The organism is Halodesulfovibrio marinisediminis DSM 17456, assembly GCF_900129975.1.
GTDB lineage: Bacteria > Desulfobacterota > Desulfovibrionia > Desulfovibrionales > Desulfovibrionaceae > Halodesulfovibrio > Halodesulfovibrio marinisediminis.
Window position 1 is genome coordinate 491,166 of sequence record NZ_FSRG01000003.1, and the last position, 12,332, is coordinate 503,497.

At 44.3% G+C, this 12,332-nt stretch carries 13 protein-coding genes; 8 read left to right on the plus strand and 5 right to left on the minus strand.

Translation table 11 applies throughout. From position 1 onward, the window contains the following. Window positions 1–288 precede the first annotated feature (288 nt). From BUR09_RS02450 to BUR09_RS02470, 5 genes are all read left to right on the plus strand, one after another. Window positions 289–519: a DUF465 domain-containing protein gene (locus tag BUR09_RS02450; protein ID WP_074215356.1), complete on the plus strand. Its 231-nt coding sequence runs from the start codon at window positions 289–291 to the stop codon at window positions 517–519. Beyond that, entirely contained in the window at window positions 520–2,211 is a 1,692-nt protein-coding gene (gene ilvB, locus BUR09_RS02455) for a biosynthetic-type acetolactate synthase large subunit (protein ID WP_074215357.1), read from the plus strand. A gap of 11 nt (window positions 2,212–2,222) precedes the next feature. Continuing rightward, complete coding sequence (gene ilvN / locus BUR09_RS02460) at window positions 2,223–2,711, plus strand: acetolactate synthase small subunit (protein ID WP_074215358.1); 489 nt, start codon at window positions 2,223–2,225, stop codon at window positions 2,709–2,711. A 110-nt stretch (window positions 2,712–2,821) separates the two neighbouring features. After that, complete coding sequence (gene ilvC / locus BUR09_RS02465) at window positions 2,822–3,811, plus strand: ketol-acid reductoisomerase (protein WP_074215359.1); 990 nt, start codon at window positions 2,822–2,824, stop codon at window positions 3,809–3,811. Between the two features lie 230 nt (window positions 3,812–4,041). After that, entirely contained in the window at window positions 4,042–4,710 is a 669-nt protein-coding gene (locus BUR09_RS02470; protein WP_074215360.1) for a cysteine hydrolase family protein, read from the plus strand. 184 nt (window positions 4,711–4,894) lie between these two features. On the opposite strand, the gene BUR09_RS02475 is transcribed toward BUR09_RS02470, so the two are convergent. The 3 genes from BUR09_RS02475 to BUR09_RS02485 all read right to left on the minus strand — a co-directional run bounded on the left by BUR09_RS02475 (window position 4,895) and on the right by BUR09_RS02485 (window position 5,993). After that, window positions 4,895–5,110: a hypothetical protein gene (locus BUR09_RS02475; RefSeq protein WP_074215361.1), complete on the minus strand. Its 216-nt coding sequence runs from the start codon at window positions 5,108–5,110 to the stop codon at window positions 4,895–4,897. Between the two features lie 71 nt (window positions 5,111–5,181). Then, window positions 5,182–5,490, minus strand: coding sequence for an IscA/HesB family protein (locus tag BUR09_RS02480; RefSeq protein ID WP_074215362.1), 309 nt, complete (start codon window positions 5,488–5,490; stop codon window positions 5,182–5,184). 185 nt (window positions 5,491–5,675) lie between these two features. Then, window positions 5,676–5,993: an IscA/HesB family protein gene (locus tag BUR09_RS02485; protein WP_175565971.1), complete on the minus strand. Its 318-nt coding sequence runs from the start codon at window positions 5,991–5,993 to the stop codon at window positions 5,676–5,678. 452 nt (window positions 5,994–6,445) lie between these two features. Here BUR09_RS02485 and pyrR point away from each other — a divergent pair, with 452 nt between their 5' ends. Continuing rightward, a complete protein-coding gene (gene pyrR / locus BUR09_RS02495) occupies window positions 6,446–6,985 on the plus strand; it encodes a bifunctional pyr operon transcriptional regulator/uracil phosphoribosyltransferase PyrR (protein ID WP_074215363.1) in 540 nt (179 codons plus the stop codon). A gap of 129 nt (window positions 6,986–7,114) precedes the next feature. Here pyrR and glpT read toward each other — a convergent pair whose 3' ends face one another. Then, entirely contained in the window at window positions 7,115–8,458 is a 1,344-nt protein-coding gene (gene glpT / locus BUR09_RS02500; protein ID WP_074215364.1) for a glycerol-3-phosphate transporter, read from the minus strand. A gap of 911 nt (window positions 8,459–9,369) precedes the next feature. On the opposite strand from glpT, the gene BUR09_RS02505 reads away from it, so the two are divergent. Next, window positions 9,370–10,647 (plus strand): double-cubane-cluster-containing anaerobic reductase, encoded by a 1,278-nt coding sequence (locus BUR09_RS02505; RefSeq protein ID WP_074215365.1) that lies wholly within the window; start codon window positions 9,370–9,372, stop codon window positions 10,645–10,647. Window positions 10,648–10,649: 2 nt separating this feature from the next. After that, window positions 10,650–11,417 carry an acyl-CoA dehydratase activase gene (locus BUR09_RS02510; protein WP_074215366.1) on the plus strand — a complete coding sequence of 256 codons (768 nt, stop codon included), beginning with the start codon at window positions 10,650–10,652 and terminating at the stop codon, window positions 11,415–11,417. 114 nt (window positions 11,418–11,531) lie between these two features. Here BUR09_RS02510 and yqeC read toward each other — a convergent pair whose 3' ends face one another. Beyond that, complete coding sequence (gene yqeC, locus BUR09_RS02515) at window positions 11,532–12,329, minus strand: selenium cofactor biosynthesis protein YqeC (RefSeq protein ID WP_074215367.1); 798 nt, start codon at window positions 12,327–12,329, stop codon at window positions 11,532–11,534. Window positions 12,330–12,332 lie beyond the last annotated feature (3 nt).

The following is a 12,332-nucleotide window of genomic DNA, read 5'->3' on the forward strand; positions in this document are numbered from 1 at the left end:
CATGGTTGGAAATGCGGGGCTGCCTTATTATCATAAAGGCGGCAGGAAATAATAACCTGATGAATACTCGCAGCAGGAGAGTTGGATAAAGTAGAAAGGAATTAACCTACAAAGCCGATTAAGCATAAAAATAGCTCGAAAAAGTAACGCTTGGAGAATGTTGTCATGAGTGAATTATCACTCTCAATATAAGAATCCCGTTACTCGTGGATGTGACGGTTTTCTATCCCTATGGGTAGTCTTTAACCGAAAAGGCTGCCGATAACCTCCAAAAAAGGAGAAGCAATCATGGAAGTACGTGACGTAGAATTACTCGAGAAACACTTGCCCCATGATGAGACCCTCAAGGCGCTTTGGGATGAGCACATCTTATTTGAAAAGCAGGTAGATAAGCTTGAGAGCAAAAAACTCTTAACTCCGCAGGAAGAAGTTTCTTTACGTGAGCTTAAGAAACAGAAATTAGACGGTAAGACTAAGATACAAATAATGCTTGATCGGTACAGGGAATTGGAGATGTAAATGGAGTATTCTGGGGCCAGAATCCTGTTAGAGAGTTTAAAAAAAGAGAATGTTGATGTTCTCTTTGGGTATCCGGGTGGCGCAGTTCTTGATATTTATCACGAGCTGTCTAACCACCAAGATATAAAACACGTGCTGGTTCGTCATGAACAGGGTGCCGTACACGCAGCTGATGGATATGCAAGAGCAACCGGAAATGTCGGTGTTTGCCTTGTAACATCCGGTCCGGGTGCAACCAACACCGTTACCGGTATTGCAACTGCGTATTCCGATTCAATTCCTCTAGTGGTTCTAACAGGTCAGGTTCCAACTCCTCTTATTGGAAACGATGCTTTCCAGGAAGTTGATATTGTAGGAATAACCCGTCCTTGCACCAAGCATAACTACTTGGTGCAGGACGTTTCCCAACTTGCAGCTACCATTAAGGAAGCATTCCATGTGGCTCGTTCCGGTAGACCGGGACCAGTTCTCGTGGACATTCCAAAGGATGTTCAGAACCAGATGCACGCGTTCCAGTATCCGGAACGTATTAAGATGCGTAGTTACAACCCAACGTACAAGCCGAATAACAATCAGGTGCGACGGGCAATTGAGCTGCTAAGCGAAGCAAAGCGTCCGTTAATTTTTACTGGTGGCGGTGTAATTTCTTCGAACTCTTCTGAAGAGCTTGGAACATTTGTCCGAACCATGCAGATTCCTGTTACCGGATCTTTGATGGGATTGGGATCTTTTCCGGGAGATGACCCGTTATGGCTTGGCATGCTTGGCATGCATGGTACCTATGCTGCGAACAAAGCTGTGAGTAATGCAGATGTTATCTTGGCTGTCGGCGCTCGTTTTGACGACAGGGTAACAGGAAAGCTTTCTTCGTTTGCATCAGGTGCAAAGATTATCCATATTGATATTGATCCAACTTCAATCCGTAAGAACGTTGAAGTTGAAGTTCCTATCGTTGGCGACTGTAAGCTTGCATTGCAGGGACTTCTCAAGGTGCAGTCAACAGAATTTGCAGATGTAGACTGGGCTGATCAGTACAATGAGTGGAATAGTCAGATCAGAGAGTGGGCGACCACCCACCCTGTGAGATATCATCAGGAAGATTCTCTGAAGCCGCAGCATGTTGTTGAAACAATTTTTGAGCTGACCAAAGGTGATGCCATTATCAGTACTGAAGTAGGGCAGAACCAGATGTGGACAGCGCAGTTTTATCAGTTCCGTCAGCCGCGCACGTTGTTGACTTCAGGCGGCCTTGGCACAATGGGCTATGGCTTCCCTGCTGCTATTGGTGCGCAGATGGCGTTTCCTGATAAACTGGTTATTGATATTGCTGGTGATGGTTCCATTCAGATGAATATTCAGGAGCTTATGACGGCTGTAAGCCATAAATTGCCAGTTAAGATTGTCGTGTTGAACAACTGTTTCCTCGGAATGGTTCGCCAGTGGCAGGAACTGTTTTATGATAAAAATTACTGTTCTACATGTATGGATGCACAGCCAGACTTTGTGAAGCTTGCAGAAGCATACGGTGCAGAAGGCTACCGTGTAACAGATCCCGCTAAGCTTAAAGAAACATTGAAGGCTGCTTTTGACTCACCGCTTCCATGTATTGTTGATGTGCGTGTTGAGACAGAAGAAAACGTGTATCCTATGGTGCCTGCAGGTGCCTCTCTTGAAGAAATGTTGTTGGTGTAGGGGATAGAGTAATGAGACATGTATTATCCGTACTTGTAGAAAACGAACCGGGCGTATTGTCACGAATTTCCGGTTTGTTCAGCGGACGTGGCTTCAACCTCGATTCTCTGAATGTAGCACCAGTTCTTGAAGAGGGTGTTTCTTTGATGACTATTGTCACACGTGGTGATCAGCAGATCATTGAGCAGATTGTTAAGCAGCTGCGTAAGCTAGTGACAGTTATTAAAGTGACCGATATGCATCACAGCTCTACTGTAGAGCGCGAAATGGCGTTGATTAAAGTTAACGCTACTGAATCTAATCGCGCAGAAATTCTACGTATTGTAGATATTTTCCGTTGCAAAGTCGTTGATGTCAGCCTGGACGAACTAACACTAGAAGTCATAGGCGATCATGGTAAAGTAGAGGCTGTCATTGCACTACTAGACCGTTTTGGCATTAAAGAAATTGCACGTACTGGTACCGTCGCGCTGCGACGCTCCATGCAACCTGAGAAATAAGAATCATTTGCTTGGCATGCCCCCGCTTGTGATTTCCCTCAGGCGGGGGTTTTTATATACAAACTGCAACCTAAACGTATGTTCCGTGCAAAGCACGGCAGGGAGTGGAGATGAAGGTTTATTACGAACAGGACACCAACTTGGAACTCCTGAAAGATCAGACTGTAGCAATCATTGGCTACGGTAGCCAGGGGCATGCACATGCTCAGAACCTTCGCGAGTCTGGTATTAATGTTGTTGTCGGGCAGCGTCCTGGCGGAGCAAACTATGACTTAGCTAAAGCTGACGGCTTCGAGCCGGTGTCTGCTGCAGAAGCTGCTGCGCAGGCAGATATCATTATGATCCTACTCCCAGATCAGTACCAGTCTTCTGTCTTTGAGAACGACATTAAGCCGAACCTCAAAGCTGGCAACTCACTTGTCTTTGCACATGGCTTTAATATTCATTTTGGTCAGATCGTAGCCCCGAAAGACGTTGATGTATTTATGGTAGCCCCGAAAGGCCCTGGTCATCTCGTTCGCCGTACCTACACCCAGGGTGGTGGCGTTCCTTGTCTGTTTGCTGTTCACCAAGACGCATCAGGTAAAGCTCAGGAGAAGGCTTTGGCTTACGCTGAAGGCATCGGCGGCGCTCGTTCCGGCATCATCGAAACTACTTTCGCTGAAGAAACAGAAACAGACCTCTTCGGTGAACAGGCAGTTCTTTGTGGTGGTATCTCTGCTCTTATTAAAGCTGGTTTTGAAACTCTGTGTGAAGCAGGCTACCAGCCTGAAATTGCTTACTTTGAGTGTTTGCACGAGACAAAACTGATCGTAGACCTGTTGTATGAAGGTGGTCTTGCTAACATGCGCAATTCCATTTCTGATACTGCAGAGTATGGTGACTATGTAACTGGTCCTCGCATTATCACCGAGGAAACTAAAAAAGAAATGAAACGAGTTTTGGAAGATATTCAGAAAGGTCGTTTTGCACGTGACTTCATCCTTGAGTCTCAGGCAAACTACCCATTCTTTACTGCAACTCGTCGTATCGAAGCTGCTCATCAGATCGAAGAAGTCGGTGGTCGTCTCCGTGAGATGATGCCTTGGCTTAAGAAATAAGCAGTTCTAAAATAAAAAAAAGCCGCACTCAGTGCGGCTTTTTTTTTGCGCTTGTTTTGTCTGAAGGCTGTGTGGGAGGGTATTCAAGCTTAGCTTACTAGCAGAGCGTTTAGGGACATTATCTTGATCGACTAATTCGTAAAAATTATCTTTGCTGAATGTATTTCGAAGCTGTTTCGAACCGTGATGTTGTTGGTTTGAAGTAACGTATATATAAGGATGTAACCACCATGTTCAGTCATTTTTCCAAATATACTCGTCCAGAGCCGGAAAAAAGTGCGCTTATCACTATTGATTTACAAAATGACTTTGTTTTACCCGGAGCACCTGCTGAAGGTGAGGGAGCAGCCCGTGTTGCTGCTATGACTGGTGCGATGGTGCAATACTATCGTGAATGTGGGCTACCTATTGTTCACATTGTCCGTATATATTCTCCGGAGAATAATGCAGTAAATGTCGATGCCTGTCGACGCGAAGCTATAGAGAATGGATTACAGTTGGTACTCCCCGGTACCGATGGAATGCAGCCTGTTTCTGACATAATTCCGGAAGGGGTGGTTGCAGATGGCGAGCTTCTTCTTACTGGCAAGCCACAGCGAATTTCAGCTACGGAACATATTTTATATAAGCCACGCTGGGGAAGTTTTTATGAAACTAAGCTTGATGTTATGCTCCGCGAGCAAGGCGTAACAACGGCTGTTATTGCAGGAACATGGTTTGCTAACTGCATCCGCACAACAATTTATGAAGCTACGGCTAGAGAGTATCGTGTTGTGGCACTACGAGATGCAATTGCCGGCATTCATCAGGCTGGTGAAGCCGACCTTGAAAAGATTCAGTGTGGGGTTTGTAACTGCGCAGAATGGAGAGAGCTTCTTAGTACGGTAACTCGTCCATAGTGTTGTTCTTCTTCGGGGCGTGCCTGTCCAGTACTTACTTTTTGAGCAAGTCTCTGTTGTCAGGACGCCCGATTCGTTTGAAATGCTGTAGGGGGGAGGCAATGTGTTGCCATTACCCTGCTAATGATAGGGCATTTCCGTTACTACAACAGTAGGAGACTATTTGGAATCGGAAGATGAAACGCTATGCGCCTTCTTCAATAAGCTGTGCGTAAAGGTACTCGTCATCCGGATACTTGATGCCGTTTCCGTTAACGATAATGCTTGGTGACATTTGGTCAGAACGAGGATCTGCTAGTTCACGAACTTCCCATCGCCCGTCTTCCTTGCCTACCACAAACTCTTTTTTTTCTTTGTGTGCAATTTTGATTGCGTACAGTACAGATTCTTTGAATGTCATGGTAGTTCTCCTGTGTATATAAAAAAAAGGCGGCTCAAAAAAGAACCGCCTGGATAGGTGTATTTTTTAGGTTAGCTGCCGCAACCACCGCCACAACTGCCACAACCTCCACCCATTGGGTTCTCGGACTCAATAACAAAGCCGTGACAGTGGATGTCTACAGTAAGAGCACCTGTTTTGTCGAGCAGATCCTTATTGATACAAAAAGAGTATGGGTCTGCTGCAAGAACAGTATCTTCATCGGACGGTTCATCCATGGCTAACGCAAGACGTGGACCGCTGCAACCGCCTGGTGCGAGGTAGATACGAATAGATGCCAGTTCTCTATCTTGAAAATGTGCATCGAGTGATTTTCGAGCATCGTCAGTTAATGTGAACATAAGTGTGTTCCTCCGAAGTTTATATGGAGGAACACTACCTGCTGGCGAGAAAAATAGTCAAATAGATGTGTGACTGATAGATAAAGTGCGATGCTTAGACCGAGTAGCTATCAGCTCTTCATATAGTAACGGCTACAAAAAAAGGCGACTTCAAAATGAAGTCGCCTTTTATAAGCTAAGCTGGTCTAGCCGCAAGAACCTGCGCTGGAGCAACCGCCACAAGAGCTGCCGCCGCCGAGAGGGTTCTCAGACTCTACAACAAAGCCCATGTAAGAAAGGTCGATGGTAATTTTACCGGACTTTTCAATGAGGTCTTTATTGATGCAGAAAGTAAATTCTTTCTCTTCAAATACGGAATCGTCGTCGTTTGGCTCATCCAGAGCCAATGCCAATCTTGGGCCGCTTCAGCCGCCCGGAGCCAGATAAATGCGGATAGGAGATTTTTCCTTATCTGCAAAGTACGCCGCAAGTTCTTTGTGGGCGTTTTCAGTCAATGTAAACATTGAATTTCCTCCACGTAGGTTGTTCATATCAAGTAAAGACAGTTATTAGCTTTGTCAATAGAAATGCAGCTGCTTCATCAGGGTTTCGGATGCCTTCAGATTGGCTTTCTACGGGCATTTCGGTGTGTGTTGCGTGCCCTGCAGGCCTACCGAATACGGGAAACAGGTGAGTCGTTTTTCAGTATTTCATATTACCACAGACACGGCATTAAGTAACCGAAAAGAATGTGCTGATACAAAAGCGTATAACTTGATTTTACAACTGCTTAATATGCAAGGAATATGATTCATCTGTATAATTTTAAGGGACATCATTTATAATAAAAAAACAGTATTACGCCCATGACATAGGTCACAGAATGCATATTGATGTTGTTTCTTTTATGAAAGAAAAAAGATAGGATACTCGGCATTAGTTCCTCATGGAATAAAGCAGAACAAAGGATATAAAAATGGGAAACGTGAAAACTGTAATGACTGAAGACGAAGTGCGGCGTACTATAGACCGCCTTGCGTTTCAGGTTATTGAGAATCATGGTGAGTGCGAAAACCTTGTTCTGGTCGGTATCCAGAGAAGGGGCGTAGATATTGCGGCACGTGTACGCACTGTATTAGAAGAACAGTTAGGAAAGACTATTGAGTTTGGTTCGCTCGATATTAACCTTTATCGTGATGACTGGACTACACTTGATGTGCAGCCAATGATTAACAAAACGGATATTCCGGTAAGTGTGGACGGGAAGTCTTTGCTGCTGGTGGACGATGTTTTGTTTACAGGCAGAACCATCCGTGCAGCTCTTGAAGCTGTTCTGGATTATGGCCGCCCAAGCCGCATTGAACTTATGGTGCTTGTAGATCGTGGTCATCGTGAGCTTCCAATTCAGGCAAACTACGTAGGCAAACAGATTGCTACCGCGCGCATAGAGCAGGTAGACGTCTTGATTGAAGAGATTGACGGTCGAGACGAAGTATTGCTTAAGCAGGAAAACTAGCTTGCTGAGCGTTCCTGTTTCGATTCTTGATGAATAAAAAAAGCCCCGCTTCATATGAAGCGGGGCTTTTACGTTTTTGTGGTGCCTATCTGCCCATGGTGGTGAACAGAGTCGGACTGTTAGAGCACGCTATTTGCCGTTGGACTCAGCTTTGTGGCCGAGGGTAAACGCGCTGAAGAGAATGGTGAGCACACAACATGCTACCATGGTGATGAATACACCACGCCATTCGAAGTGGTCAGCAATCCAACCTACACCGGAGCCAGCAATAGCGGAACCGAATACGTAACCGAAGAAGCCGGTGAAGCCAGCAGCTGTACCAGCAGCTTTTTTAGGTACGAGGTCAAGTGCATGGAGACCAATGATCATGATTGGGCCGTATACGAGGAAGCCGATAGCAACGAGTGCTACGTAGTCGATCCATTTAGGACCGCTGAGGTTGAACCAGTATACAATAACAAATACCAGAGTAAGAGCCATGAAGAGCATGGTTGCTGGAGCACGTTTGCCTTTGAAGATTTTGTCAGACATCCAGCCACACACGATTGTGCCAGGGATAGCTGCGTATTCAAAGAGGGACCATGCAATGGAGGATTCTTTAAAGGAGTAACCTTTAACTTCCTGAAGGTACGTAGGAATCCAGTCAACTACACCGTAACGTACGAAGTAACAGAATGCGTTCGCAATAGCGATTGCCCAGAGGTACTTGTTGGTAAGGATGTGTTCGAAGAAGATTTCTTTAAAGGTAAAAGTTTCTTCGTGTTTTTTAGCATCGTAGCCTTCAGGGTAGTCGTTACGGTATTCTTCAACGCTAGGAAGACCGCAGGACTGTGGTGTGTCACGCATAAGAATGAACACGAGAAGTGCGAGGGCAGCAGCAATAGCTGCGTTGAAGTAGAATTTTGCACCCCAGTCGTTGAACATCATAACACCAAGGAACGCGAGGTTAGCAACTAATGCGCCGCCGATGTTATGAGCAACGTTCCAAACAGCAACGGTCATGCCGCGTTCTTTGGTGGAGTACCAGTGTACCATGGTTTTACCACAAGGAGGCCAACCCATACCCTGAACCCAGCCGTTCAGAGTCATAAGTACAACGAGAAGGGTTACACTTTCAAATACCCATTTGTTCATGCCGGTAAAGGCAAGAATGGCACAGGAAAGAAGCAGACCACATGGGAGGAAGTACTTAGGGTTACTTCTATCAGAAATAGAGCCCATGATAAATTTAGATACACCGTACGCAATAGACAGACCAGTCATTGCAGTACCGAGCATTGCTTTAGAGTATTCTGGGTATTCTTTAAGAATATCAGGAATTGCGAGTGCAAAGTTTTTACGTACAAGGTAGTAGGCTGCGTAACCAATGAAAATACCAAGAAAAACTTTCATTTTGTTTTTCTTGTATTCTGCATCAATTCGCTCTTCAGGCACACGCTCAATGTGCGGCGCCGGCTTGAAAATACCAATCATCCTCTCTCTCCAAATAGGTTAAAGGTATAGAGCAGCAATTAATTAATAAAAGTTGGCAACTAAAGTGTGCATTTGACTATTTATGTCAATGCAGAAGACGAGCTACTAAAAAAAAACTGATGTTGCAACGCTTTTGTCTGTGCTATATCGCGTTCTGAAATTGATATTTTGTTTGTAATAAGATTGTAACCGGATACATTGTGCATTGTGTTTCGGAAATATAAAGAAAATACAGGATAAAGTTGTATTGTTAAATGCTGTAGTGATGTATTAATGTAGTGAAAACGGTTTCTTTTATAGTAAAACATCATGCAATAGTGTGAGTGTTGCGTGGTATGTATTTAGTTTTTGTTTTTTTGTGTAGATTTTATTGCAGGAGGCGTAGTTTTTACCTGCTATAAGGCGATGGCCTGTTGTGAGTAATGGTTGTGACGTGGGGTAATGAGTGTGACTGCAGTTTGTTACTGTCGTTATGGTGTTTATAATTGGTGTAATATATTCGGTATTGTCTCAAAGTGTCTCTTAATACTTTTTTGTATATTTTTTTCATGCCTAACCGGAAAAAAGTGTCTTTTTGTTAGATATTCAATCTAGTTTGTGGGGGTGATAAGAAGTTAGCTTCTATGGTGAGGGTGTAAAAAAAGCTTGGTAACTTCTTTGAATGTGATTCAGGGAGGACTGGGCTTGATTTTTTGAATAATGAGAAGTGCTTTTTTCGGTAACTGTATGACGTAGCAGCTCATTTAATTCGATAATGATTAAGGCAGAGTGCGGTAGTTTTAGATGGATGCGTACTGTGTCTGATATATTACGTTTTTCAATCAAGCCCTCATGAACAGATAGTTTTTATCAATTTGATTAAGGTGTTGCAGCGTGTGTATACATAAGCATTTCATTCTTAGGAGGTAGTAATGAGTGACGCTGCACATACAGAAATGTGGGAAAAGTTGAATCTTGATATTTCTGCTCATGATGGATTGCTTGAAGTACTTGGTAAATTTTATGGAGACATTTACCTTTCACAGGAAAATCGTTTGAAAGGAATGGAGTATCTGGATTTTGTCCTTTCAGAAGTTCACGGGCTTCGAATTAAAGAACTTCAGGATGCAAAGGCTGCTGGCAAAAAAATCATCGGCACATTTTGTGTCTTTGTTCCGGAAGAGCTTACATTAGCTGCTAATGCTGTTCATGTAGGGTTGTGTTCCGGTGCAGATGCAGGAACTGATGAAGCTGAAAAGCTTGTGCCGCGTAATACTTGTGCACTTATTAAATCTTTCATCGGATTTAAGCTTGCCCGTCTTTGTCCGTTCACGGAGTCATGTGATTTGGTTGTTGGGGAAACAACCTGCGATGGAAAGAAAAAAGCATATGAAGCATTCGGTAAGCTAGTGCCGATGCATGTAATGGAAGTTCCGCAGACAAAAACAATGGATGCCAAACAACTCTTTAAATCAGAGGTACTCCGTTACAAGGATACTTTGGAGGAGCTTACAGGCGTAGAAATTACTGCTGAGAATCTTCAGAAAGCTATTTCAATTGTAAATGAAAAACGTCGTGCTCTTCAGAGACTTTCCCGTCTTAGAGCAGCTGACCCTGCACCAATTTCCGGCCGTGATGCGTTGCTCATCAATCAGGTCTCTTTTTATGATGATCCGGAACGCTTTACTCAATCTATTAATACCCTCTGTGATCAAATTGAAGAACGCATTGCGCAGGGCGACGGTGTTGTTCCTGCGGGAACAAAACGTCTGCTGCTTTCCGGTTGTCCAATGGCTGTGCCGAACTGGAAGCTGCCATACGTTATGGAAAGCTCCAATGCCGTAATCGTGGGTGAGGAATCCTGTATTGGTTCCCGAAATACTCGTGACCTTGTTGATGAATCTGCTGACACAATTGAAGGTATGATTGACGCGCTTGTTGAGCGTTACATGAAAATCGACTGTGCTTGTTTTACCCCGAATGATGAACGTATGGTGAATGTGGCAAATATGGTTAATGAATTGAATGCTGATGGTGTGATTCACTATGCACTGTCATTCTGTCAGCCATATGCTCATGAAGCAATCAAGATGCAGGAAGTTCTGTCTGAGAAAGATATTCCTATGCTGAGTGTAGAGACTGGATACAGCATGGAAGACGTTGAGCAGTTGAAAACACGTGTTGAAGCCTTTGTTGAGATGTTAGACTAGCTATGTTTGGCGGAATAGATATCGGGTCTCGATCAACGGAACTTGTGTTGCAGCAGGACGGTGTTGTTGTACACCGTGCTCAGTTGCCGACAACGTTTTCACCGTTGGAACAGTGTAAAAAATTGCTTGAGGGGCATTCCCCTGAGTATCTGGTTGCAACGGGGTATGGACGTGAGTTGGTAAAGACTCTAGAGCTCTCATATCCGGTCGATACTATCACAGAGATTAAAGCTCATGCCTTAGGTGCTCATGCGTTGTTTCCTGAAGCTCGAACAGTTTTGGATATAGGCGGACAGGATACCAAGGCTATTTCATTACATTCCAACGGGGGAATTCTTCGTTTTGAAATGAATGATCGCTGTGCAGCCGGAACAGGTAAGTTTTTGGAGTATACTGCCAATGTGTTCCAGCTGAGTATTGAAGATTTTGGTAACTACGCGCTATGCGGGGACAATCCTCCACTTATCAATAGCATGTGCACTGTTTTTGCTGAGACAGAAGCGACTTCTTTGATGGCGCAGGGTGCTCAACCGGAGGATATTGCTCTGGCACTGCATACGTCTGTAGTCCGTCGGACAAGTACGATGCTGAAACGTGTGGGCCTTGAATTTCCGTTAGTCTTTTCTGGCGGTGTTGCAAATAATGCATGTATTCGTAGGCTGCTGCAGGAAGAATTCGGAGAGCAAAACACGATTTTTGTCGCGGATGAACCGGACATGTGTGGCGCTTTCGGAGCAAGCCTGTGGGCGGAGAAGCGTTGTGCTGGCTAACATATTGTTTAAATAAGGTATCAAAAAGCCCTGTAGATAGTCTCTACAGGGCTTTTTTTTTGTAACCCAAATGAAATTCTTAGTACTTTATCAATGCTGATAGTAAAGTTGTTTTTAATCACCTACGATAGTCAATAGTGTGTGCATGTCAGAAATGTTGAATGCTTTTCTCTTTCGGGCAGAACAAGCAATCCATGTGGGGCTCGATTGCTTTAGGTCTAGTTCTGAATAAATTTCTGCAACAGTATCAGCGGCTTCCGGTAAATCTATCTTATTAAGCAAGACATAACGCTGGCATGAGGGCGGACAATATTGAAATAGACCATGCTGTGATGTTGCCAGTGTAATCAGGTCGGATGGAGTAATACTTTCACCTTTTTGGAGACCCGTGAGCTTAGAAAATAGCTCATGTCGATGCACTGTGACATTAGTAAGTGGAGAATAGACCGCGTCCAGTCCCATAACACCGATGCAAACTTCTGTTTCGTGTGGAATAACGGGTTCGTTATCGTTTGGTGCTTTTAATGGCTTACGGGCAGCGCCGTCACCTTCCACGAGAATACAGTCTGTAATGTTTGACTGGTGGATGGTTGAAATCGTTTCTTGTGATAATCCAATAAGTTTTTTTAGTTCGTGATCATATCGGGAGGCGACGGTCACGGTCGTGTGAAGTTTCAACGCTGAATTGAGTTCGGCAAAAAAGTCGGATGAATCATGTTGGAGAATGACAGCACCGGAATCCGGCATAAACATCTTTGTTGTGGTTGTAATAATGACTCGTTTGCTTTTTTCCTTAATGACCGAAGCCAGCCAGTATATAATAGATGTCTTACCACCGGCTCCCGTAAGCGTGATCAATTTGGGAATAGTAGGGAATATAGCTGAGGGATGGGGAGGTGAACAGCAGGTCATTAT